This window comes from Bacteroides sp. Marseille-P3684 (assembly GCF_900291465.1).
GTDB lineage: Bacteria > Bacteroidota > Bacteroidia > Bacteroidales > Bacteroidaceae > Phocaeicola_A.
In genome coordinates, this window is sequence record NZ_LT985808.1 from 3015819 (window position 1) to 3037416 (window position 21598).

The 21598-nt window shown below is 51.1% G+C and carries 28 protein-coding genes; 6 read left to right on the plus strand and 22 right to left on the minus strand.

Annotation, left to right across the window (positions count from 1 at the left end; genetic code table 11):
* Positions 1–3 precede the first annotated feature (3 nt).
* Together C8275_RS11895 and C8275_RS11900 are read left to right on the plus strand one after the other, a co-directional pair.
* A complete protein-coding gene (locus tag C8275_RS11895; protein ID WP_004310301.1) occupies positions 4–312 on the plus strand; it encodes a hypothetical protein in 309 nt (102 codons plus the stop codon).
* A 116-nt stretch (positions 313–428) separates the two neighbouring features.
* Positions 429–650: a hypothetical protein gene (locus C8275_RS11900; protein ID WP_004310300.1), complete on the plus strand. Its 222-nt coding sequence runs from the start codon at positions 429–431 to the stop codon at positions 648–650.
* A 62-nt stretch (positions 651–712) separates the two neighbouring features.
* On the opposite strand, the gene C8275_RS11905 is transcribed toward C8275_RS11900, so the two are convergent.
* The 18 genes from C8275_RS11905 to C8275_RS11990 form a co-directional block, all read right to left on the minus strand.
* Positions 713–1240, minus strand: a complete 528-nt coding sequence (locus C8275_RS11905; protein ID WP_005827312.1) for a glycoside hydrolase family protein — start codon at positions 1238–1240, stop codon at positions 713–715.
* Positions 1237–1743 (minus strand): DUF3872 domain-containing protein, encoded by a 507-nt coding sequence (locus C8275_RS11910; protein WP_032595742.1) that lies wholly within the window; start codon positions 1741–1743, stop codon positions 1237–1239. Before C8275_RS11910 ends, C8275_RS11905 begins: the two co-directional genes overlap by 4 nt.
* Positions 1743–2642 carry a toprim domain-containing protein gene (locus C8275_RS11915; protein WP_004310298.1) on the minus strand — a complete coding sequence of 300 codons (900 nt, stop codon included), beginning with the start codon at positions 2640–2642 and terminating at the stop codon, positions 1743–1745. Before C8275_RS11915 ends, C8275_RS11910 begins: the two co-directional genes overlap by 1 nt.
* Positions 2643–2650: 8 nt before the next feature.
* Positions 2651–3226: a conjugal transfer protein TraO gene (locus C8275_RS11920; protein WP_032588474.1), complete on the minus strand. Its 576-nt coding sequence runs from the start codon at positions 3224–3226 to the stop codon at positions 2651–2653.
* Between the two features lie 2 nt (positions 3227–3228).
* Positions 3229–4287 (minus strand): conjugative transposon protein TraN, encoded by a 1059-nt coding sequence (gene traN / locus C8275_RS11925; RefSeq protein WP_032588475.1) that lies wholly within the window; start codon positions 4285–4287, stop codon positions 3229–3231.
* A 69-nt stretch (positions 4288–4356) separates the two neighbouring features.
* Positions 4357–5712 (minus strand): conjugative transposon protein TraM, encoded by a 1356-nt coding sequence (gene traM / locus C8275_RS11930; RefSeq protein ID WP_032595739.1) that lies wholly within the window; start codon positions 5710–5712, stop codon positions 4357–4359.
* Positions 5693–6001, minus strand: coding sequence for a TraL conjugative transposon family protein (locus C8275_RS11935; RefSeq protein WP_004308924.1), 309 nt, complete (start codon positions 5999–6001; stop codon positions 5693–5695). The genes traM and C8275_RS11935 overlap by 20 nt, the downstream gene beginning before the upstream one ends.
* A 6-nt stretch (positions 6002–6007) precedes the next feature.
* Positions 6008–6631 (minus strand): conjugative transposon protein TraK, encoded by a 624-nt coding sequence (gene traK / locus C8275_RS11940; RefSeq protein WP_004308925.1) that lies wholly within the window; start codon positions 6629–6631, stop codon positions 6008–6010.
* Between the two features lie 31 nt (positions 6632–6662).
* Positions 6663–7667 carry a conjugative transposon protein TraJ gene (traJ, locus tag C8275_RS11945; protein WP_004308926.1) on the minus strand — a complete coding sequence of 335 codons (1005 nt, stop codon included), beginning with the start codon at positions 7665–7667 and terminating at the stop codon, positions 6663–6665.
* A 3-nt stretch (positions 7668–7670) separates the two neighbouring features.
* On the minus strand, positions 7671–8300 hold the full coding sequence (locus C8275_RS11950; protein ID WP_004308927.1) for a DUF4141 domain-containing protein: 630 nt from the start codon (positions 8298–8300) through the stop codon (positions 7671–7673).
* Between the two features lie 30 nt (positions 8301–8330).
* Complete coding sequence (locus C8275_RS11955; protein ID WP_004308928.1) at positions 8331–8714, minus strand: DUF3876 domain-containing protein; 384 nt, start codon at positions 8712–8714, stop codon at positions 8331–8333.
* 37 nt (positions 8715–8751) lie between these two features.
* Positions 8752–11256: a TraG family conjugative transposon ATPase gene (locus tag C8275_RS11960; protein WP_005827325.1), complete on the minus strand. Its 2505-nt coding sequence runs from the start codon at positions 11254–11256 to the stop codon at positions 8752–8754.
* On the minus strand, positions 11253–11585 hold the full coding sequence (locus C8275_RS11965; protein WP_004311206.1) for a DUF4133 domain-containing protein: 333 nt from the start codon (positions 11583–11585) through the stop codon (positions 11253–11255). The genes C8275_RS11960 and C8275_RS11965 overlap by 4 nt, the downstream gene beginning before the upstream one ends.
* Positions 11586–11595: 10 nt before the next feature.
* Positions 11596–11907 carry a DUF4134 domain-containing protein gene (locus tag C8275_RS11970; RefSeq protein ID WP_004311205.1) on the minus strand — a complete coding sequence of 104 codons (312 nt, stop codon included), beginning with the start codon at positions 11905–11907 and terminating at the stop codon, positions 11596–11598.
* A 201-nt stretch (positions 11908–12108) separates the two neighbouring features.
* On the minus strand, positions 12109–12849 hold the full coding sequence (locus tag C8275_RS11975; RefSeq protein ID WP_032595736.1) for a hypothetical protein: 741 nt from the start codon (positions 12847–12849) through the stop codon (positions 12109–12111).
* Positions 12846–13235 (minus strand): DUF3408 domain-containing protein, encoded by a 390-nt coding sequence (locus C8275_RS11980; RefSeq protein ID WP_299338276.1) that lies wholly within the window; start codon positions 13233–13235, stop codon positions 12846–12848. Before C8275_RS11980 ends, C8275_RS11975 begins: the two co-directional genes overlap by 4 nt.
* Entirely contained in the window at positions 13232–13681 is a 450-nt protein-coding gene (locus tag C8275_RS11985) for a DUF3408 domain-containing protein (RefSeq protein WP_004311202.1), read from the minus strand. The genes C8275_RS11980 and C8275_RS11985 overlap by 4 nt, the downstream gene beginning before the upstream one ends.
* 5 nt (positions 13682–13686) lie before the next feature.
* Complete coding sequence (locus C8275_RS11990; protein ID WP_005643916.1) at positions 13687–14442, minus strand: ParA family protein; 756 nt, start codon at positions 14440–14442, stop codon at positions 13687–13689.
* Between the two features lie 232 nt (positions 14443–14674).
* Here C8275_RS11990 and C8275_RS15000 point away from each other — a divergent pair, with 232 nt between their 5' ends.
* The 4 genes from C8275_RS15000 to mobC all read left to right on the plus strand — a co-directional run bounded on the left by C8275_RS15000 (position 14675) and on the right by mobC (position 18818).
* Positions 14675–14854 (plus strand): hypothetical protein, encoded by a 180-nt coding sequence (locus C8275_RS15000; RefSeq protein WP_074668551.1) that lies wholly within the window; start codon positions 14675–14677, stop codon positions 14852–14854.
* A gap of 269 nt (positions 14855–15123) precedes the next feature.
* Positions 15124–15552: a conjugal transfer protein MobA gene (mobA, locus tag C8275_RS12005; protein WP_004291488.1), complete on the plus strand. Its 429-nt coding sequence runs from the start codon at positions 15124–15126 to the stop codon at positions 15550–15552.
* Entirely contained in the window at positions 15531–16778 is a 1248-nt protein-coding gene (gene mobB / locus C8275_RS12010) for a conjugal transfer protein MobB (RefSeq protein ID WP_004348454.1), read from the plus strand. Before mobA ends, mobB begins: the two co-directional genes overlap by 22 nt.
* Before the next feature lie 30 nt (positions 16779–16808).
* Positions 16809–18818, plus strand: coding sequence for a conjugal transfer protein MobC (gene mobC / locus C8275_RS12015; protein ID WP_004348455.1), 2010 nt, complete (start codon positions 16809–16811; stop codon positions 18816–18818).
* 52 nt (positions 18819–18870) lie between these two features.
* Here the strand turns inward: mobC and C8275_RS12020 are convergent, their stop codons facing one another.
* The 4 genes from C8275_RS12020 to C8275_RS12035 all read right to left on the minus strand — a co-directional run bounded on the left by C8275_RS12020 (position 18871) and on the right by C8275_RS12035 (position 21444).
* Complete coding sequence (locus C8275_RS12020; protein WP_004293874.1) at positions 18871–19626, minus strand: hypothetical protein; 756 nt, start codon at positions 19624–19626, stop codon at positions 18871–18873.
* Positions 19595–20074 (minus strand): Panacea domain-containing protein, encoded by a 480-nt coding sequence (locus tag C8275_RS12025; protein WP_004293873.1) that lies wholly within the window; start codon positions 20072–20074, stop codon positions 19595–19597. Before C8275_RS12025 ends, C8275_RS12020 begins: the two co-directional genes overlap by 32 nt.
* Positions 20075–20177: 103 nt before the next feature.
* The gene (locus tag C8275_RS12030) at positions 20178–20783 is read right to left on the minus strand and encodes an RteC domain-containing protein (protein ID WP_004293872.1); all 606 of its coding nucleotides are present in this window, start codon (positions 20781–20783) and stop codon (positions 20178–20180) included.
* Between the two features lie 238 nt (positions 20784–21021).
* Entirely contained in the window at positions 21022–21444 is a 423-nt protein-coding gene (locus C8275_RS12035; protein ID WP_004293871.1) for a dihydrofolate reductase family protein, read from the minus strand.
* Positions 21445–21598 lie beyond the last annotated feature (154 nt).

Below are 21598 nucleotides of genomic sequence, written 5' to 3' on the forward strand. Positions count from 1 at the left end.
GATATGATAGCAAAGACAATTTTAGAGCAGATTGGCGGCAGACGCTTTGCCGCCATGACGGGAAGCAAAGACTTCACAGACATGGGCAACGGCTTGCGCATGAGCCTTGCGAGGAACAAGACCAGTGCCAACCGCCTTGACATCATCTATGACGGAGGGGCAGACCTATACAATATGCGTTTCTACCGCAAGACGTTCAGCAAAAAGACATTCGAGAGCAGGACGAAGGACATTGAAACGCACGAGGGGATATATTGCGATATGCTGGAGGAAATGTTCACGATGGTAACGGGACTTTACACCCGCTTTTGAGGGGTGGGCGGCAAAAGCCGCCTACTTTCTTTCATGAGCATGATGGCGGATAAGAAAGTAGGCAAAGAAACCTTTGTACCAATCTACGATAGTATTCACAAAAACAAGTTTTAATCATGGAAACAATCAGACAGAACGGAAAAACCATCTTGTACAGCAACGACGGCATAAGCATAAAGATGGTTTTCAAGAACCTTACGGGCAGGAATTTTCAAGGTCAGGAATATACAGACTATATCCGGCATATCGCAATCGGCAGCATGGGATTTTCACCCGGTATCATAGAGCATTGCAGGGACGGTGAGGTTGCAGGCAAAGGGACAATCCCGAATGTATGAAAACTGAAACTCCGATGAAGTTGGCGGCTTCATCGGAGTTTCTTTCGTCAGACACTTATTCTTTATGGTACATACAGCAGCGCAAACTCAGCCTTCCTTCGTTTGAGCAGCATGGCGTGGCGTTTCCCCTTATAGTTACAGAAAGCGATATACTCCCGGTAGATGTTCCTGTCACCCGCCTCCAGCTTTCGGATTAGCGTGCTTTTGGGTATCTTCCCACTCCCCAAAAGACGGTACGGACCGACATTGTAGGCGAGCGTGGCAAGCAGAAGCGAATCCTTCCCGAACTGCTGGAACATCGCGCAGAACTTCCGCAGGTCTTTTCGCAGAAGCGCGTCCGCCTGCCGCTTCGTCATGGTGCGTGCCGAATACCTTTCCCCCGGCTGCAACCGATGTCCATATCCTACATACGGGTGATGTTTTTCCGAATGCCAGCCCTCAAAATACTTCGTGCATCGCACCGCCCTCTCAAATGGTGGCAGCCGGTAGATAGCCGCCTGCCCGTCCGTTCCCTCATGGCGTCTGTTCCGTGCGGACACGGAACAGACCGCCAGAAGCGAACAGAGGATAGCCATGAATACACGCATCATCGTGTAAAGGGCTTGAAGTTCCCGATGGGGACAACAGTGATAACCCCGTCATCCTTCACGTTTCGGTTGTTGAAGTCAAATTCCAACTCATAGGAGTTGCCGAAATTGTCCTCCACTACCACGATGAAGTTGTGCGCCTCGTCACCTTGCGCCGTGTAGTACAGCCGGAACTTCTCGTTTTCGAGCAGGTAGCGGTCATTGGGCAGGAAAGTGATGCCGTTGTCCATTTTCAGTGTGCCCTCACCCTCGAACTGGAAATACCGGATGGTATAGAGGGTATTGGCGAAATCGCCCGTTTTCTTCAGCTCACAGCGGATTTCCACCGTCTGCCCCTTTGTGACCTTGTTCGGCACGGGCATGGTTTCCACCGTGAAGGGATAGGATTGCTGGATGTCCATATCGTCGTCGCACGATACGAATGTGAATGACACTGCGGCGAACAGGCAGAGTGCCAACGCCTTGAAGATTGATGTTCTCTTGTTCTTGTTGTTCAGTATGTTCATTATTCTTTGATTTTTAGATTGTTGTTCTTTTGTTGTTTTCTTGATACTTGTTGCAGGTACTCGTTCAAGTCCTTGCAGCCTTGATAGATGCCGGAACGGTCTGTCACCTTTCCTCCGTAGCGTGTCCGCAGGGCTTCCATTGCCCTGCGTCCGGCTTCGTCTCGGTCGAGGTAACAGTCGATGCGCTCGTACCCGTCCAGATGTTTCAAAGCCTTTTCCACGTTGGCGACGGAGTTCAGCACAAGGCAGTCACCCGTTGCCAAACCGAGCGTGACGGCGGACAGGAAGTCCATAAAGCCCTCGAACACGCTGCACACGTCCGCCGGGATGTCCCCCGCCTTGACCAGCGACACGTCCTTTGGTGGTACGCAACCCTTGAAACGGCGGCTTCGGGTTTCATAGCCGCCCGACACGTTCGGAAAGCCGACGGCAAAGTACCGCTTACCACGCACGCCGTAGTTCAGGCGGCAGCAGTGGCGGGATGCAACGGCATAAGGGATGCCTCTTTCCTTCAAATACTCCGTCAGCGGAGAGCGGAGCAGCGGGACGGCTTCCACTCCCTCAAAGGCAGGTTCGGACGGTTCCGGCAGGTACAACGGCTTTTCTGCTGCGGCAAGCGGCATACGGGCGGTTTCCGCTATGAATCTCGCCTGCGCCATGAAATCCCCGCTTCGGGTAAACTCCCCGACAAGCGTGAAGATGTCGCCGCCCTTGCCCAAGCCGAAGTCGTACCAGAGCTGTTTCGCCACGTTCACACGGAAGGAGGGCGTGCGTTCACTGCGGTATGGCGCACGATACCACAGCTCGTTTCCGCTCCTTCGGACAGGCTCATGTCCCAGCCGTGCGAGAAAGTCCGCAATGGGTATCTGCCTCATATTCTCAATGTCCGTCCGTTCCATGCGACGTGTCAGTTGATGATTATCTTGACGCCCGCCCCGAACTGCGTATGGAACTTCCGTGTGTCGCCACCCCACAGCAGGCGCTCCCGGAGGTTGGCGAGCAGGGCGATACGGTCAGCCACGTAAAACTCCACATCGAGCGTCAGCGCACCGCCGTAGATGAAGGCGTCCCGGTCATGGAGCGTGGAGCCGTCATGCAGCACTTTCTCGCCCCAATTCACCGACTCATATCCGGCGAGAGCCGAAGCCCCCGCATAGACGAACACTATTTTACGGGCGTCGGAGAGTATCTTGAAATAATAACCGCCCTCCGCCGTGAACTGCGCCACAGGTATGGCGGTATCCTTGTACGGGTTGTTCTTCAAGAGGTATTCGCCACCGAACACCCACTTGTTACCGTTCTTCGTGTAGGTGGAGAGAGCCGCCCCGAAACTGTAACCGCCATTGTTGCCACTTAAACGCATACCGTCCACAAGGTTAGCTCTCAATTCGATGCCCTGCATCTTCGGCAGGCATCGCTGGGCGTGCGCCTGCCCCGTGAACAGGGCAAGCGACACGATGATTATTGCGATGTACTTTCTCATGGTCAGCGCACTTGAAGTTCGTTGATGGTATTGGCACGTACCAAGTCCTCGTTTTCAATCACGAAAGACTGGTGACGCCCCCCGTTCTTCTCGTTGAGTTCCACCACGAGGCATTTGTCGTCGGGAATGGTGAACTTCGCCATCGTGAATACCGTGCGCTCGCTCTTCTTGCCCGGCACGAGTGTGGCGTAATTCTGCGCACGGAGCGGCAGGATAATCTGCTCCTGCACGGCGGTACGCTTCGCCACCTTCTTGTCCACGATTTTCCATGTGATGTAGTCCACATCGAAAGGCACGTTGCTCTGGTTCTTTATCTCCGTGTGGAAATAGAGTAACCCATTATGCGTGTAGATACCTTTCAGCAGGTACTGGATGCCGAATCGCTTGCAGCCGATGTGCTTCACCTCACGCTTGTTCTGCTTGTGGATGGACTTCATGATAAGGCGCACCAGCATCGGGCTTTCGCTGCCCAGTTCCTTCAGGTAGATTTCCTGCGCGTTGTTCGGGCGGTTCACCTTCTCGCCGTCATGGATGAAGTCGCACATCTCCACGTTGAGAAGCAGCGGTTCGGAGGCGTACTTCACGTTAAAAGTATAGAAACTCCCGTCCTCCGTGATTACCGACATATTGGTTTCGTTCGGGAAGTTACGCACGGTAGCTTTCACGCGGATGACGTTCTCCGCTCCGTCGGCTTTACCCGCAATCAGGTCGGGCGAGCCTAAATCGACGTAGCGCACCTCCGAGGGGAAAATGACGTGGACGGTCTTGTCGTAGGTCACTTCCAATCCGTGCGGGGGAACCATGCGGTCGAAGGTCAGCTTCTTTGTCAGCCCGTGATACAGATCGCCGTCCGCCTCCTTCTGCGGATAGACCTCCTTTGTCAAGGTCGGTTGTTGGCTTTGCCTTCCTCCTCCTTGCGAGGCATAGTCAAGCGAGCTTGTCTCTGCTCTCGCTTCGTTCGTCGGTTCACTTCCGTTGTTCTCTCCAACGGTTACGTTCTCCTGCGCGTTGGCAGTTATGATGCCCATAGCGAGGGCAAACATGATGATTACTTTTTTCATTCTACTTTGGATTTTAGTGGTAAATAAAAATTTGGTTGTTGTTTTTTTAGTCGTTGATTGTTATTGTTTTCAATCTCTGTCCTGATATAGCATGACCTTGTATCCGGATTTCAGATGCACCTTGACGGTACGCATCTTCTTGGCGATATACTGGCTCGTGCCTTGTATCAGCCCCTTGCCCAAGTCGGAGGCGAGCTGCGCCCCTGCGTTGGTGGAGATATTAATGCTGCTGCCCAGCGAGCCGCCCATGTTGGCGGCAACCTCCCTGACGGCGTTCATCTCCATCGAGTTTGGAATGAAGATGCCGGGCTGTCCGTCCGTGTCATACACCGCCAGTTCTACCGGGATAATCGTACCTGCGTACTCCAGCGAAGTAATTTCAATATCGAGTCGTTCGCCCTGAATCTTTGCCGTGCCTACCACCACTGCATTGCGGGGTATGATTTTGTCCGCCACTGCCATCGGCTCCAGCAGCCGTAATCTTACCGCCTGCCCGTCAGTCACACTCTGCGCCCCATAGACACACGCCGATATGGTGTTCCTGTCCGATACAGTCGTGACACCCACCGCCGTATTGAAACTGCGGTTGCGCTCCTGCGAGAAGGAGGCGACAAACTCAGCGTTGCTCATCGGCTGTGAGAGCGAAGATACCACCTGATGCGTTACCTGCCTGACAGGTGCAGCCGTGTTCTTTCCGGCTTTCTGCACGGGGTAAGGCTCTGCCGCCTGTCCGACAGGTGGCTGTGTGCCGTTCTGCCCGCCCATGTACTTCGCCGCCAGTTCATAGGACTTCTCCATGAGTGCCACTTGGTCATCCATAGCGGATGCCTTGCCTTTCTCGGTTTCCAGTTCCGATTCCAGCGAGGCGATACGCTCTAACAGTTCGTCCATTTCCGCGTTGTCGTTCTTCGGCTGCTCATAGAAGTTGCCGAGCGTGGTATTGAGGTCGCGGTAGGCAGCTGCGGAGGATTGGATGGTTTTCGGAGCGGATGATTTTGCTGTTGCATCTTCCGCATTTCCGGGATTAGCAAGGTCGAAGTCCCTGCCGCCGTCCGTTTCCGCCACCTCGCGGTCGAACATATCGCCCAGTTCCTGCATGGCGCGGCTGCGGTTCTCCTGCCGTTCCTCCATTGCTCCCTGTTCGTAGGCTTTCGCCTTGTCGCCGATGATCTGGCGGTTCGCCTTGTCAGCGTCGGGCATTTCGATGTTGTAACCACCCGTTCCCGGTTGCTGCTCCTTGTCGGAAGACGGGGCGAATATCAGCCACATAGCACCGATGAATACCAGCACTATAGCGGGCAGCACTATCATTTTCTGACGTTTCAGCCTTTGGGCTTCGGTCAGCGGCTTGCGCTCCTTCTTCGGTTTCCCGTTGTCGGGAGCCGCCTTGTTCTCGTTTTTAGGTTCATTCTTCGTCTGTTCCATATAAATAAGGTATTACATTATGATTGTTGTCCGGCTTTATGGACAGTTCCACCTGTCCGGCATGGTCTGTTACCATCCGGCTGCCGTCATTCCTGCCGATTTCATAGACGGCTTTGCCGAAGGTGTAGAGGGCAAGCACCGCAAAGGCGGCGAGCATCGCCAGCACGATGCGCCTGCGTGTCTTCGGGGGCAAACCGTCCAGATAGCCTTTGAGCCTTGCCACCAGCATTTTCTTTTTGTCGTGGAGCTTCCAGTACGCACGCCAAAATGATTTTTTGATTTTCTTCATGTCCGTTTACCTTTTGATGGTTTGTAAATCCTTGTTCTCGATGATGGTGAATCCCTCGATGGTGAAACCGTTGGGATTGTCGTCCGAACGGGACGAGTTCAAGAGGCGGCACGTAGTCACGAGGCTGCGCTCGGTGACGTTGCTCTGCCGGATGATCTTCTGCGTGGCGTAGGTCACGGCACGGTAGGGATAGCCGTTGAAATCGCACACCACGCTGTCCACCTTCAACACCTGATTGATGTTCCCGGCGATGATGCGGTTGTAGTACCCCTTCTCGGCAAAGTCCGAATAGTAGTTGTACACGCTTTTGTCCGCTAATAGCAGGGCGCGTTTCACGTTATGCTCTATCGCGCTCTTTTCGGGTGAGAGCGTGAAGAACAGCTCGTGGAAACGGCGCACGTGTTCCCTCGCTTCTGCCGGACGGTTCTGCGACAAGTCTTGCGAGAGAGCCAGCATCAGCGACTTGCCGTTGTCCAGCACGTAAATCTTTTCCCGTTGCCGCTCCGCGAAGCGGTAGGAACTCCACACGCTCCATACCGTTATTACGGCACACAACGAGAGGAAGACGATACCGAACAGGCGTATCTGCCTGAACGATGATTCGATGTTTTTAAGTGACTTAAATTCCATTGTTGTTTATTCGTTTTTAATTGTCAGTTGATTATTTCAGCAGCTTCCCGACACGTCCGACCACGTTTCCTGCGGCTGCGCCCGCCACGCTGCCCGCCATACTTCCGGCTCGTCCTGCCGTCTGGTTCACGTTGCGACCGTAGCTTCCCATGCCTCCGGCTTGGATAATCCAGCCTGCTACCGTGGGGATGGTGAAGTAACCAATGATGCCGATTATCATGAAGACGATGTACACCCCGTCGCTCGAATCCAGCGAGAAGTTCGGGTCAGCCTGCATCCGTTCGATGTCGCTTTGCAGCATCAGCACTTGTATCTTCGCCAGTATGGTGCTGAACATATCCGACACGGGCAGCCACAGATAGACCTGTATGTAGCGGCATATCCACTGTGTAAGCGTGCTTTGGAAGCCGTCCCACACCGATATGGCGAAGGCTATCGGACCGAGTATCGCCAGCACCACGAGGAAGAACGTGCGGATGGTGTCTATCACGAGGGCGGCGGCTTGGAACATCAGTTCCAGTATCTCGCGGAAGAAGTCGCGGATGCCCTTCTTCATGTTGTACATCCCGCGCTCGATGTACATCCCCGCCATCGTCACCATGTCGCCGGGCGACCAGCCCAGTTCTTCCAGTTGTTTGTCAAACTCCTCATTTGACACGAGGTAGGCGGTTTCGGGATTGCGCATCATCGCTTCGTACTCCAGTTTGTCCTTCTGCTCACGGTATCGGTTCATGTCCAGCGTTTCCGCCTCCAGCATCTTTGCCGTACCCTGCACGACGGGCGACATGATGCTGTTTATCGTACCCAGTACCACCGTCGGAAAGAACATGATGCACAGACCGATAGCGAACGGGCGGAGCATAGGGAACACGTCTATCGGTTCGGCTCTCGCCAGCGACTGCCATACCCGGTAGGCCACATAAAAGAGTGCGCCCAGCCCGGCGATGCCTTTCGCCACGCCCGCCATGTCCCCGCATAGCGGCATCATCTGTTCGTAGAGCGAGCGCAGAATTTGGTGAAGGTTGTCGAAATTCATAGGCTACCAATATCTTTCGTTCATGTTCCCGTACAGCCCCATGATGCGGTCAAGGTCGTTTTTCTTCTTCGCACGCAGGTAACTCACGCTAATGTTCTTGTTGGTGTAGTAGCTCACGAGGTTGCGGTAACGCTTCATTTTGGAGTAGCAGCGTTCCACCACGTCCATGCGCTCCTTGTCCGTCATGGAGAGCGTGGTGATATTCACCACATTCTTCAGTTCCGTCAGCACATCGTTGGATTCCTCCAATAACTTGGTGTAGCCAAAGGCGATGGCTCCCAGTTCCTCCACCGTGAAGTTGTCGTCACGCATCATCTTCTGGAAACTGGTCACATAGGTGTCGGTGATGTCACCCACCATCAGAATGGTCTGCTGCACCTTCCGGGCGTCCTTTACCAGATTGTTCACGGATTTGAGTGCGTCGTAATACTTCTTGCCCTGTTCGTAAATCTTCACGGTCTCTTGAAAATTTTTTATCATATTCTGGGCGGTCGTGGAAGTGTGTACCACGTTCTTCGAGGTGTTCACGATGCTCTGCGCGATGTTGGACGGGTCTATCACCGCCCACTGTGCGCTTGCCCTGCCGACTGCAAACAGGCACAGGCAGATAATAAGTGTTATTCTTGTTCTCATGTTACTTTGGATTTTAGTGGATTTCATTATTTATTGCTCGCCTATCGGATGGTCCGGTTTCGGGTTCACACGCACGTAGTCCCCGTTCGGCGAGAAGGTCAGGATGTCCGTCGCCTCGTTGTAGGACACGTCGATGCGGAATCCGGTGTTCATGAACAGATTGCCGTTCTCCTCCTGCAAGAGATAGGTTTCCGGCTTCAGCTTGCGGCGGATGCCGCTCCGCTTGAATACCGTCACCTTATAGGCTTCGCCCTCCTTGTAGATAAGCACGTCGGGCTTGCCCTCCACACTCTCCCAGTTTCCGCAAAGCAGGTCGCGTCGGTTGTCCGTTATGTCGCAGGATTGCAGCACCATGACCGCCAGCCCGATTAAACACTTGCTGACTTGCAGCATTTTCGTTCTTGATATACTCATACGCATTTTCTTTTTTAGTTGATGAATCTGTTTCTATTTATTCCTTTTTTCTCCGCCTTTCGGCAAGCTGCCGGATGACGGCTTCAATGTCGCCGCCCAACTGTTCCGCCAGACGGTAAACCTCTACTTTTTCCGTTTCTTCGGTGGTGTACGCCAGATACTCTTCAGCACTAACTTCGGTGGCATAGACTGCCGACTGCGTGCCGCCCAGTCCTATCCACACTTCCTTGTAGAGCCTTGACGGGTTGTTCGCCATGTTGATGGAGAGTATCTGCGACTTCTCTTTCTCCGTCAGACCCAACAGGGACTGTATGGCATCAAACTTGTTCATGTACTTCCGCTGGTCAAGGAGTATCTTGCAGTCGGAGTTGTTGATGATGCTCTCCTTGACGACGGGCGAGGAAATGATGTCGTCCACCTCCTGCGTCACCACGATTGCCTCCCCGTAATACTTGCGCACGGTCTTGTACATATAGCGCAGGTACTCAGCCATGTTCGCCGAAGATAGAGCCTTCCAAGCCTCTTCCACTATCAACTGTTTCCTTACGCCTTTCAATCGGCGCATCTTGTTGATGAAGGCTTCCATGATGATGATGGTCACCACAGGGAAAAGCTCGCGATTTTCCTTTATACTGTCAATCTCGAAGACGATGAACCGCTTGCCGAGCAGGTCGATGTTCTCCGTGGAGTTGAGCAGGAAGTCGTAGCGTCCGTCCCGGTAATACTGCCGCATGGTGGTGAGCATATTGTCGATGTTGAAGTCGGACTTCTCCACCTTTATCTCACGTTCCGCCAGTTCGCGGCGGTAGTCGTCGCGCATATACTCGTAGAAGGTGTTGAACGAGGGGACGATGCTCCGGTCAGCCCTGATACGCTCGATATAGGCGTTCACCGCACTGCCCAGTTCGCCGCTCTCCGTCTTCGTCACTTTGTCGTCCTCCGACTTCCAGAGCGTCAGCAGCAATGTCTTGATGCTGTCCTTTTTCTCCACGTCGAACACGTAATCATCGGTGTAGAACGGGTTGAACGAAATCGGTTTCTCCTCCGTGTAGGTGAAGTACACGCCGTCCGCCCCGTTTGTCTTGCACCGGATCATCTCGCACAAGCCCTGATAGGAGTTTCCCGTGTCCACCAGCACCACGTGCGTACCCTGCTCGTAGTATTGCCTCACGAGGTGGTTCATAAAAAAGGATTTGCCGCTGCCCGAAGGACCCAACACGAACTTGTTGCGGTTGGTCGTGATACCCCGCTTCATCGGCAGGTCGCTGATGTCGAGGTGCAACGGTTTTCCCGTAAGCCTGTCCACCATCTTGATGCCGAAGGGCGAGAGCGAACTGCGGTAGTTGGTTTCCTCCGTGAAGAGGCACACCGCCTGCTCGATGAATGTATGGAAACTCTCTTCCGCCGGGAAGTCCGCCGCGTTGCCGGGCATCGCCGCCCAGTAGAGCGTCGGGCAGTCGATGGTATTGTGGTGCGGCACGCACTCCATGCTTGCCAGCTGGCTGCCCACATCGTTCTTGATATGCTTCAGTTCCTCCGCGTCATCGCTCCACGCCATGACGTTGAAGTGCGCCCGTACCGAGGTCAGCCCGTAGGAATGGGCTTCGTTCAGGTACTGGTCTATCCACTCGCGGTTGATGCTGTTGCTCCGGCTGTATCGGGATAGCGACTGCATATTCCTTGCGGACTTCTCGAACTTCTGCAAATTTTCCTCGCTGTTGTCGATAATCACATACTGGTTATAGATGTGGTTGCAGGAAAGCAGCAGCCCCACGGGGGAGGCGAAGGAGAGGCGACAGTCCGAGCGGTCGGTGGAGAGTTTCTCGTAGCGGATGTCGGTAGCCACCTTTCCTGGCATATCCTCCGCGTCGGAGAGGGTGTGCAGGCACAGGCGGTTGTCACCGATACGCATTTCTTTTGCCGAGAGGTCGATGTCCTGCAAGGTCGTGTCGCCTTCGGGCATGAGCGAGAAGTAACGCTCTATCAGCCCGGCGGACTTCTCCGTCCCGACAATCTCGTCGGTGGAGAGGCGGCGCAGCCTCACAAAGCCGCTGTCGTTCATGATGCGCTCGAACTGTTCGGCGGCCTCCATGAACTTCCCGGCGGTTTCCTTGTCCAGCTCCTTCGGGATGATATGTCCCCGGCACAGCGTACTGAAGTTGCTCTGCATACGGTTACGTTCTTTCGTCGTCTTGGTCAAGTAGAGATAGCAGGAGTGTTTCAGGTACGGACGCTCGTTGAAGTGGCGTTCAAAGGAACGGCTCAAGAAACTCATGTCGTCCTTCTGTAACTCCGGCATATATTTCTCCTTGATGAACCAATCCTGCTTATGCACGACGCAGAAGTACGGCAGCACCTTGATAGCCTTGCACCAGCAGCCGTGTATCGCCTCGTACTCTGCGCCCGTCACGGTGTAAAGCTCCGGCAGTTCCACCTCAAAAGCCACCGTGATGTCGGCGTCTTTGGAGATGATGCAGCCATGCTCCACCGCCAGCAGGGGGAACTTGTTTTCCAGTGTTGTCATTTTGGATGTATTTCTCATGTCGTTTCTTCCTTTCGTTGCCGTTTGAGTAATCGGGTGATCCGCCGTCGGTTGATAAGGTATCGGGGATGGCTCCTTGCCGCTCCCAATTTCATCAGCCCGTGTTCGCCGTACCGGGCGTTCAGCGCGAAGGTCTGCCATACGAGGACGGAAGACGATGCCGCGCCGAAGCCGATACATATCCACTGGTCGATGCCGACCATATAGAGGATGACGAACAGGACGAAGAGAGCCAGCAGACCTCCGCAGAAGATGAAGAGGTACTGAGCCTTCAAACCCTTGAACTCGACCGGACGGCCGATACCCTTGTTTATCGGGTATTCAGCCATACATTGTTTATTAAAGGAAGAATGAGCGCAGGATAGTGGCGGCGACAATCAAGAAGATACAAGCCCCGAACCACGAGGCGGCGGTCTTCGAGGTGTCCGGGTCTCCGGACGAGAATTTTCCGTACACTTTCACGCCACCGATAAGCCCGACTACCGCGCCGATGGCGTAGATTAATTTCGTGCCGGGGTCGAAATACGAACTCACCATAGAGGTGGCTTCGTTGATGCCAGCCAGACCGTTTCCCTGTGCGAAAGCGGAGGCGGTTGCGGCAATCATAAGTGCCGCAGCGATGATTAACTTTTGTCTGATGTTCTTGTTCATAAACTGTTCTTTTTTGTGCCGTCCAAAGGGTGGATAGTCCTTTTTCGGGCGGTTGATACTTGATTACTTTACTTTGGTTTTAGTGGTTGCCCGTTTGTTTCTACGGACTTGGGGCTGTCCGTTGCGGGTTGGCTGTACCTTGTACCGCCGTGCGCGTGGGTGTCGTCATTTTACGTTTTCATTTCCATTCTTTTTTAGTTGTTATACATAGTTTCGGAAGTCGAACTCCTCGATGTTGTCGGGAATCACGAACACCTTTTCCTTTTGTTGTGTCACGGTCATGTTCACCGTGTCCACGAAAACTGCCATCGCCTTTGCAATCCTCTCGCTCATTGCTTCATCGGTCAGGCGTTCCGTTATTCTTGTGAAAAGCTCTGTCCCGTCCAGTTCCGTCATGACCTTTCCGGCGTGTCGCATTTCCTCATCGGATGGTGATTCCTTCCGTATGGTGTGTACTGCCATGTCAATATCCTCGAAGCTACTTCCCGAAGCCTGCTTTTTGTCTGGTTCTTCATCCTCCGGTTCATCTTCTCCGTACTCCAGTTCCGAGGGCGGGATGCTCGTGAAGGTTTCATCGAGTTTGTCCTCCGGTACTTGTGTCGGGCGTGAGACGGTTTCCGTGTTTCCGTCGTCAAAAGTAGCCTCTTCCTCCGACAGCTCAATGCCTTTTTCCGAAGTGGCGGCTTCTTGCGTCGGTATGGCAGCGGTTGTCCGGGTCGATGCCATCTTGAAACGGCTCTTGCCAATGATGTCCGAGGTGTCTGCGTGAGGTATTTCCTTATCCTTTCCTTGCTCTGCCACCGTACTGTCCAATGACCGCCACAGCCCGGCAATATGTCTGAAGAAACGGATGAGCTTCATGTCCATGATGCGGTCATAGAACAGCAGAAACAGAAACCACACGTTGCAAGCAACCGATACGATTAAAAACGCCTTTGTCATAATCTTACTTTTTGGGCGTTTTCAATCTGTTCCATGTACTGCTGCCCGTATTGTCGGAAATGGTCGCGGAGGATGTTATCCACAAACTTGCCGATGCTCAAACCGTTTCCCATCCGACTGGTAACGATAGCGACTTTCTCATGAATTTCTCGGCTGATGTATATACATTGCCGCGTTTTGATTTCCGATGCTTGCAGGAAAGTCGAGAGCGGTTTGTCTCTGCCTTTATCCTTGCGGAAGTCAACGTCGGTATTTTCATGCCCGTAGTCGGTTACACACTTTGCTGCACGGACAGCGGTTCTTTCACTCTTTCCTGTTTGCAGATACTCAGCCTGACGGTTCTTATTTGTTCTTTTCATACTTCTTTGTTGTTTTTGAGTGTTTATAAATTATAGGATTCCATGTGCCGTTTGAACGATTCGGCTATCTCGTCTTGGAACAGCGTGAAATGGTGTGTCAGCACGTTGTCAAGAAATGCCGCGATAGTCACTTCGTTGCCTCCGATTACATGAAGCATCTTCTGTATGCGGTCGTGGTACTCCTTGCGGATATAGACCTGCTTGCCGAGCCTTGCCGTGATATTGGAACCGCATATGAATACTGTGTCATAATCCAATTTTTCCGGCTTGCTGTTCCTGCGCCTGCGTTCCGGCTCCTCTTTGGAGTGCGAGGCGGGTGGAGAAACGGCTTCTTGTATCGCTTCTTTCGGAGGTGGGACAGGAGCGTTCCCGTCCGTGCTTCTCGCTTCCGGCGGAATGCTTGTATCGTCCAGTCGAAATGAGTTGATTACGGCTTCGCTGTCGATGTCCTCGATTCTTGTTTTCTTTGCCATGCCGTTCAGTTTTTGATGATGCCGAGAATCTCATCGACGAGTTTGTCGAGGTTGCTGCCGCGTACCAGTATTTTGTCCGCCGGAAACGCCGTGGAGCGGAATACCGCCTTGCGTTCTGCCGCCGTCTCCTTGCGGAAGCGCTTACTGTCCGGTAGATGTGTTTCCAGAATGGGCAGGGCGAACTCGGCACAGACCTTGTCGTATGCCTTGTAAAGTTCAGTCTTTTCGCGTCCGTCCACCATGTTCCACACGAGGTAAATCCCTTTGATGCCGGACTTGCCCGTGCTTATCATCTGTTCGTTGATGACAGTGGCGAACTTGATGGAACTCTCCATCACCACACGGTCGGCGATGATGGGCGTGAAGATATAGTCCATTTGGGAAATGGTCTGCACCACATCGGCATTGTTGATTGTTCCCGGCAGGTCGAAGAACACGAAATCGAGGTCGGGCTGCGCTGCCACCAGATTTTCGGCGGTCTTTACCGCATCTTCCGCACGGCTGCATCTGATGGTGTACGGGTTCTTCTTCAGTCGTTTGAGCTGCTCATACGCCAGCACCTTGTAATGCCCGTCCTCCATGACGGCTTTCATGTCACGCTTGCGCATGTCATGGATACTGTACTGCGGGAAATCGCAGTCCACCACGGCTACGTTGTAGCCTTTCACATAGTGCAGATAGCTTGCTACAAGCACTGTCAGGGTTGTCTTACCCGCTCCACCTTTCTGCGTGGAGATTGCCACATAAGTTGCTTCTTTCATTTTTTTGATAATTTATTTGGTTATACATCTGTCCGGTGGCGGTAGCGTATTGTCATTAGTACGTACGCACGCACTCCCATTCATTTATTTATTCACTCCTTAATCCGGCTGTGCCTGCGGGTATTCATCGGTTTGTCCAACCGTCCATGCTTTTATCCGTCCGCACGGACGTGTGCTTGGAAAACTATCTGAATACATACACCTGTTTTCAACCGTTTGGATTGATGCCCGGATTGCTGTCCGAACATCCGGCGGAAGGAGTGTATTTTCAGTCCCACATCCGAATCACACTGCAAATAAACAAGGATATTTTGGAACTTGTATCACTTCTCCGGCAAGTGGCAGCACGTTGCGCCGGTTGGCACTGATTGTCCGGGTCAAGCCTCTGTCGGACATCGCCTTAAGGGCGTAACTTTGCACCCGAACGGCAGGGTACGCCGCAGGTAGCGCAGCCCGGAGTTTGAAAGGAATCATCCCCAATCCGTCCCCGACGGATTTTTATGTTCACCTGAACATAGCAAGGTATGTTTTCAGCCGCTCAAAATATTTTGAGCATCCCGGAAAACGCCTTGCCCTTGCAGGGGGCGGGCTTTCCCTCCGAAGTCGGGAAGCCTTTCAAAACTGCGGTGCTGTAATCCGAAGCGGCGGCTTATGCCGTCAATCCGCTAAATCCAAAGTAATATGAAAGAGAAAAGGAAAAGCAAATCAGGGAGAAATCCCAAACTTGATCCGGCGGTGTACCGTTACACCGTCCGTTTCAATGAGGAGGAACACAACCGTTTCCTCGCCATGTTCGGAAAATCGGGTGTCTATGCACGGTCGGTTTTCCTCAAGGCGCACTTCTTCGGACAGCCGTTCAAGGTGCTTAAGGTGGACAAGACGCTGGTGGACTATTACACCAAACTGTCGGATTTTCATGCACAGTTCCGTGCCGTGGGTACGAATTACAACCAAGTCGTGAAGGAACTGAGGCTGCATTTTTCAGAGAAAAAGGCGATGGCGTTGCTCTACAAATTAGAGCAACACACCGTCGAACTCGTGAAACTGAGCCGCCGGATTGTGGAACTTTCAAGGGAAATGGAGGCGAAATGGTCGCAAAAATCAGTGTAGGAAACTCGTTGTACGGCGCGATTGCCTATAACGGGGAGAAGATTAACGAGGCGCAGGGGCGGTTGCTTACGACCAACCGCATCTACAATGACGGTTCGGGAAAGGTGGACATCAACAAGGCGATGGAGGGTTTTCTCACCTTCATGCCGCCACAGATGAAGGTGGAGAAGCCGGTGGTGCATATTTCGCTCAACCCGCATCCGGAGGATGCGTTGACCGATGCGGAATTGCAGGATATAGCCCGCGAGTATCTGGAAAAACTCGGTTTCGGCAACCAGCCTTATCTTGTTTTCAAGCACGAGGACATCGACCGCCACCACCTGCACATCGTGACGGTTCGGGTGGACGAGAACGGGAAATGTATCAGCGACAAGAACAACTACTATCGTAGCAAACAAATCACCCGTGAGCTGGAGAAGAAATACGGGCTGCACGATGCGGAGCGCAGGAACCGCCGTCTTGACACGCCGCTAAGCAAGGTGGACGCATCGGCAGGCGATGTGAAGAAACAGGTAGGCAACACCGTGAAAGCTCTGAACGGGCAGTACCGTTTCCAGACGATGGGCGAATACCGTGCGCTCCTTTCCATCTATAACCTGACGGTGGAGGAAGCGAGGGGTAACGTGCGCGGACGGGAATATCACGGGCTGGTCTATTCCGTCACGGACGGCAGGGGCAACAAGGTGGGCAACCCGTTCAAGTCCTCGCTCTTCGGGAAGTCCGCAGGCTATGAAGCCATGCAGAAGAAGTTTGTACGTTCCAGATCGGAGATTAAGGACAGGAAACTGGCAGACATGACGAAACGTACCGTTCTTTCCGTGCTGCAAGGCACTTATGACAAGGATAGGTTTGTTTCCCAACTTAAAGAGAAGGGCATCGACACCGTACTGCGCTACACGGAGGAAGGGCGCATCTACGGGGCTACCTTCATCGACCACCGCACGGGGAGTGTGCTGAACGGTTCGCGCATGGGCAAGGAGCTTTCGGCGAATGCCTTGCAGGAACACTTCACCCTGCCATACGCCGGACAACCGCCGATACCGTTATCCATCCCTATGGATGCTGCGGACAAGGCACACGGACAGACCGCATACGACCGTGAAGACGTATCGGGCGGAATGGGCTTGCTCACTCCCGAAGGTCCGGCGGTAGATGCCGAGGAAGAGGCTTTCATCCGGGCGATGAAGCGCAAAAAGAAGAAAAAGCGCAAGGGCTTGGGTTTGTAATCGGAGTATCAACAATTAAAAAATCAATGTATGTCACAACAAGAAGACGATTTGAGGGCATTGGCGAAAATCATGGATTTTCTGCGTGCCGTGAGTATCATTTTAGTGGTCATGAACGTGTACTGGTTCTGCTACGAAGCCATCCGGCTATGGGGCGTGAACATCGGTGTGGTGGACAAAATCCTTCTGAACTTCGACCGCACGGCGGGGCTGTTCCATTCCATTCTGTACACGAAACTGTTTGCCGTCCTGCTGCTTGCCCTGTCCTGTCTGGGTACGAAAGGGGTCAAGGGCGAGAAAATCACTTGGGGAAGAATATGGACGGCACTCGCCGCCGGATTCGTGCTGTTTTTCCTCAACTGGTGGATACTGGCTCTGCCGCTGCCGGTTGAAGCGGTGACGGGCTTGTATATCCTTACCATCGGCACGGGCTATGTCTGTCTTTTGATGGGCGGGCTGTGGATGAGCCGCCTGTTGAAACACAATCTGATGGAGGATGTTTTCAACAACGAGAATGAGAGTTTCATGCAGGAAACGAGGCTCATCGAAAGCGAGTATTCGGTCAATCTGCCCACACGCTTCTATTACAAAAAGCGTTGGAACAATGGCTGGATCAATGTGGTGAATCCCTTCCGTGCGTCCATCGTGTTGGGTACGCCGGGCAGCGGCAAGTCATACGCCGTGGTAAACAATTTTATCAAGCAACAGATTGAAAAGGGCTTCTCGATGTATGTATATGACTTCAAATTCAGTGACTTGTCCACCATAGCCTACAACCATTTGCTGAACCACCCGGAGGGCTACAAGGTGAAGCCGAAATTCTATGTGATCAATTTCGACGACCCGCGACGCTCACACCGTTGCAATCCCATACACCCGGATTTCATGGAGGATATTACGGACGCTTACGAGAGTGCCTACACGATAATGCTTAACCTCAATAAAACTTGGGTGCAAAAGCAGGGCGACTTCTTCGTGGAGTCACCTATCATTTTGTTTGCCAGCATTATCTGGTATCTCAAAATCTATCAGAACGGGAAGTATTGCACGTTTCCCCATGCCATCGAGTTTTTGAACCGCCGCTACGAGGATATTTTCCCGATACTGACCTCTTACCCGGAGCTGGAAAACTACCTTTCCCCGTTCATGGATGCTTGGCTCGGAGGGGCTGCGGAGCAGCTCATGGGGCAGATAGCGTCGGCGAAAATCCCGCTTTCGAGGATGATTTCCCCGCAGCTCTATTGGGTGATGTCGGACAGCGAGTTTACGCTGGACATCAACAATCCCGAAGAGCCGAAAATCCTATGCGTGGGCAACAATCCCGACCGTCAGAACATCTACGGGGCGGCTCTCGGATTGTATAACTCCCGTATCGTGAAACTCATCAACAAGAAGGGAATGCTGAAGTCATCGGTCATCATCGACGAGCTGCCCACGATATACTTCAAGGGGTTGGACAACCTTATAGCCACCGCCCGAAGCAACAAGGTTGCCGTGTGTCTGGGATTTCAGGATTTCAGCCAGCTGGTGCGCGACTACGGTGATAAGGAGGCGAAAGTGGTGATGAATACGGTCGGTAACATTTTCTCCGGGCAGGTGGTAGGTGAAACGGCAAAGACACTATCGGAACGGTTCGGTAAGGTGTTGCAGAAACGGCAGTCTATCTCCATCAACCGGCAGGATGTTTCCACCTCCATCAACACGCAGATGGATGCGCTCATTCCGCCGAGCAAGATTTCCGGTCTGACGCAGGGAATGTTTGTCGGTTCGGTGTCCGACAACTTCAACGAACGTATCGAACAGAAAATTTTTCACTGCGAGATTGTGGTGGATGCCGAGAAGGTGAAGCGGGAGGAACGTGCCTACAAGAAAATTCCGGTCATTACCGATTTCACGGACGAGGACGGCAACGACCGCATGAAAGAAACGGTGCAGGCGAACTACCGGCGTATCAAGGAAGAGGTGAAGCAGATTGTGCAGGAGGAACTGGAGCGCATCGCGGGCGATGATAACCTGAAATATCTGTTGCAGCAGAAGTAAATAAAAAAATGAAGAAAGGCTTACCATAAACCTTTCTTCATTTTTTTAGAACTTAAGCATTATCCATACTTACTAAGATTCCGTTTTCCAAAATTTTTTGCAATGGAATTTTCTTTAAGATTTCTTGATAAGTGCTATAGAAGTCATTATCAAGTCCTATATAAACAATATTGTCATGTAATTCTTCTATAACACTAATATGTGAATGCAATTTGCACTTTTTATCAGAACAATCTGATACGATACTTTTAATTCGTTCCAACTTATTTAATAAATCATCATATTGAGATAACCCTTTTGTAGTTGGTTGTATTTGATAATTAGTTTTCTTTGCCGGTTGTATATTATGTTCAGGATCTAATAATACTATGTGAAATATAGAAGAATCCCGATCAAAATAACCTACAATACGCCCCGTACTTTTTGTTATCGAAAATTGCATTATTGGAAAATCTGTCTCATTGTCCAATATTTCTTTTGGTAGCCAATCTAAATCTTTTCGTTGAATAGGAATGTTTTTAGCACTCCAATCTATTGGATGACATCTTAATGCAATACTACCTCTATTTTCTTCTAATACTTCTTGCGGTGTCATAGTACCCAAAGCACCTAATCTTTCAAGAAGCCCAATATGCCATCCCTTAGAACACTCTCCAATCTGAAAATTAGGTATCTGCTTAAAGTAAGAGAAGGAAAAAGTTATCTTCCTTCTCTTTAACTCATTTTCTTGTTCTTTGGTAACTAATGATTTGTTTCCGTATTTAGGAGAATCTGAATTAAGATTTAATAGTTTCCCATTTTTTCCCATAATACTCAATCATTAGTTCTGGAGTAATAACCTTGTCACAACGCTCATTTACATTTAAATCTCCACGTGTTTCAATCCAAGGCATCTCATTGTGGGACAATCGTTCTAATTCAGCACCGCTATATTTAAGATAATTCTCCAATATAAAGTCAATGAATTCAGCGTCTTCTGATGATAAACTCACATTGTGATTCATGCAATCATCAATATTGATTTCTGAATAGAGATATTTTGTAGAATTAAATCGATTGTAGATTTCTCGATTTACCGGACCATGAATCCATGCTTCAAACTCGCCGTCAAACATAGGTTTTTTATTGATACCATAAGACCATGCTTGAACATAATACAATAACTTCTGCAACTTTAAATTTATTAAAGACGCAAATCTATCTTCCGATTTTACTCGTAAGATAATGTAGTCTGTTATATCGTGTATTGAGTTCATCTGAATTATGACTATATCAATTTCAATGCAAAGTTAATATCTTTTTCTAATATAACAAAATAATGAATTGAATTGATGTGATTTATTCTAATGAATTTGTTTTTTATCTCCTCATACGATCCAACTCATCATCGCGCAGCATCCTCTCGTTCAATTTCTCCTGCATTCTGTCAAGGAAGTAGGTGCGGCTTTCGTTCTTCCGGCGTTTGATATCGGTGTAGAAACGGTAGCAGTCCTTCGACTCAACCCCGAATATCTTGTAAAGGAGCGGGGCAAGCTGTTTGAGCGGCATGTTGCCGTTGTTGATGCAGCCCATCTCGTCGATGCCGTAGATAAGTTCCACGAGGTCGATGGCATTGCCCGTCCATTGCAGGAGGCTGGTGGCGGTTTCTGTTGTGTTGTTGGCGGATATCAGTGGCGGCACTTGGGGCGTGGCAAGGAATTTCTGCATCTTCCTCACGAAAGACAGGGCCTTGCTGACATAGGCGGCAATCTCTCTCTTTTCTTCTGACAGGTTGCGCACGGGATGGTGCTGCAACTCGATTTCGATGTAGGCAAGCGCGATGACGGTAAGGTTCGCGTCCATGCTACCGTTACACAGTTCGATCACTTGGGTGGCAAAAGCCGTGTATGCCGTTTCCATATTGCAGTCACCGGCTTCGTTTATCAGGCGGAAAAAGTCGGTTTCCGCCAGCAAGAAATAATTCATGGTTCTGTCAATTTTGAAAATTACACTTTGTTTTCTGCGTGCGCACATGAATATAATTGGCAAAAAACGCGGCAGAAAATAAAAAATCCAACACTCAATTTTACAAAGTACTGGATTTCAGAGGTATAAAATTCAATATTTTTTCACAAGGACAAATTATCTCCGACTTAAATTGTTTGTAATCAGAACATTTATTCTATTCCTGAAAATAGAAATGTATGCTTGCCGCACATTTTGGCTATCTTGCTTTTTTATCAAGGATATAGATAATGCGACATACACCGTTGGAATAGCTTTTCAAGGAGGAAAGCGTCCAGTGTTGCTCTGGCAGAGCCGACTTAAAAAAATGTCGTCCGCTTCCGGATATGAAAGGAACGGTGTATAGTATGATTTCATCCACAGCGTGCATACGCAGTAGTCCGTTTATATAATCTGCCGTATCCAGTGTGGCTTCCGCGAGGTAACGGATGTTTGTGCCGTCTTTTCTCCATTCGTGCAGCATTGAAATGGAATAGTCCGGTGTCACACGGTAAAGGGCTTTCTTCCTGATTTCATCAAGACCGCAACGGTCAAGGCACAAATCCTGATGTGCTTTATCATATAACTCTGAAGAAAGACATCCGTCCATCGTCAGTACGGCGAGAATCTGAACTTTACCCATAATCGTTTCCTTTCGTTAGGCAAGGGTAAAAAAGTAGCGTGCAATTCACACTACCTTCAAGCGATGGCTCTGGTAAAGCCTTTACGGAGAGTACGTGAATGCACGCTATGCGTAAGCATAGCATAAGCATCACGCAATCGTCTCCGTAGTTCCA

Bases quoted from the DNA above. Each gene is read 5' to 3' on its own strand.
- C8275_RS11950 (WP_004308927.1), bottom strand. From the start codon at position 8,300: ATGAGAACAAGAATAACACTTATTATCTGCCTGTGCCTGTTTGCAGTC.
- mobC (WP_004348455.1), top strand. From the start codon at position 16,809: ATGTCACAACAAGAAGACGATTTGAGGGCATTGGCGAAAATCATGGAT.
- traK (WP_004308925.1), bottom strand. From the start codon at position 6,631: ATGGAATTTAAGTCACTTAAAAACATCGAATCATCGTTCAGGCAGATA.
- C8275_RS12025 (WP_004293873.1), bottom strand. From the start codon at position 20,074: ATGAACTCAATACACGATATAACAGACTACATTATCTTACGAGTAAAA.
- C8275_RS11960 (WP_005827325.1), bottom strand. From the start codon at position 11,256: ATGAGAAATACATCCAAAATGACAACACTGGAAAACAAGTTCCCCCTG.
- C8275_RS12020 (WP_004293874.1), bottom strand. From the start codon at position 19,626: ATGGGAAAAAATGGGAAACTATTAAATCTTAATTCAGATTCTCCTAAA.
- C8275_RS11965 (WP_004311206.1), bottom strand. From the start codon at position 11,585: ATGGCTGAATACCCGATAAACAAGGGTATCGGCCGTCCGGTCGAGTTC.
- C8275_RS11910 (WP_032595742.1), bottom strand. From the start codon at position 1,743: ATGAACATACTGAACAACAAGAACAAGAGAACATCAATCTTCAAGGCG.
- traJ (WP_004308926.1), bottom strand. From the start codon at position 7,667: ATGAATTTCGACAACCTTCACCAAATTCTGCGCTCGCTCTACGAACAG.
- C8275_RS11975 (WP_032595736.1), bottom strand. From the start codon at position 12,849: ATGACAAAGGCGTTTTTAATCGTATCGGTTGCTTGCAACGTGTGGTTT.
- C8275_RS11920 (WP_032588474.1), bottom strand. From the start codon at position 3,226: ATGAGAAAGTACATCGCAATAATCATCGTGTCGCTTGCCCTGTTCACG.
- mobA (WP_004291488.1), top strand. From the start codon at position 15,124: ATGAAAGAGAAAAGGAAAAGCAAATCAGGGAGAAATCCCAAACTTGAT.
- traN (WP_032588475.1), bottom strand. From the start codon at position 4,287: ATGAAAAAAGTAATCATCATGTTTGCCCTCGCTATGGGCATCATAACT.
- C8275_RS11990 (WP_005643916.1), bottom strand. From the start codon at position 14,442: ATGAAAGAAGCAACTTATGTGGCAATCTCCACGCAGAAAGGTGGAGCG.
- C8275_RS11900 (WP_004310300.1), top strand. From the start codon at position 429: ATGGAAACAATCAGACAGAACGGAAAAACCATCTTGTACAGCAACGAC.
- mobB (WP_004348454.1), top strand. From the start codon at position 15,531: ATGGTCGCAAAAATCAGTGTAGGAAACTCGTTGTACGGCGCGATTGCC.
- C8275_RS12030 (WP_004293872.1), bottom strand. From the start codon at position 20,783: ATGAATTATTTCTTGCTGGCGGAAACCGACTTTTTCCGCCTGATAAAC.
- C8275_RS11970 (WP_004311205.1), bottom strand. From the start codon at position 11,907: ATGAACAAGAACATCAGACAAAAGTTAATCATCGCTGCGGCACTTATG.
- traM (WP_032595739.1), bottom strand. From the start codon at position 5,712: ATGGAACAGACGAAGAATGAACCTAAAAACGAGAACAAGGCGGCTCCC.
- C8275_RS11955 (WP_004308928.1), bottom strand. From the start codon at position 8,714: ATGAGTATATCAAGAACGAAAATGCTGCAAGTCAGCAAGTGTTTAATC.
- C8275_RS12035 (WP_004293871.1), bottom strand. From the start codon at position 21,444: ATGGGTAAAGTTCAGATTCTCGCCGTACTGACGATGGACGGATGTCTT.
- C8275_RS11895 (WP_004310301.1), top strand. From the start codon at position 4: ATGATAGCAAAGACAATTTTAGAGCAGATTGGCGGCAGACGCTTTGCC.
- C8275_RS11985 (WP_004311202.1), bottom strand. From the start codon at position 13,681: ATGGCAAAGAAAACAAGAATCGAGGACATCGACAGCGAAGCCGTAATC.
- C8275_RS11905 (WP_005827312.1), bottom strand. From the start codon at position 1,240: ATGATGCGTGTATTCATGGCTATCCTCTGTTCGCTTCTGGCGGTCTGT.
- C8275_RS11915 (WP_004310298.1), bottom strand. From the start codon at position 2,642: ATGGAACGGACGGACATTGAGAATATGAGGCAGATACCCATTGCGGAC.
- C8275_RS11935 (WP_004308924.1), bottom strand. From the start codon at position 6,001: ATGAAGAAAATCAAAAAATCATTTTGGCGTGCGTACTGGAAGCTCCAC.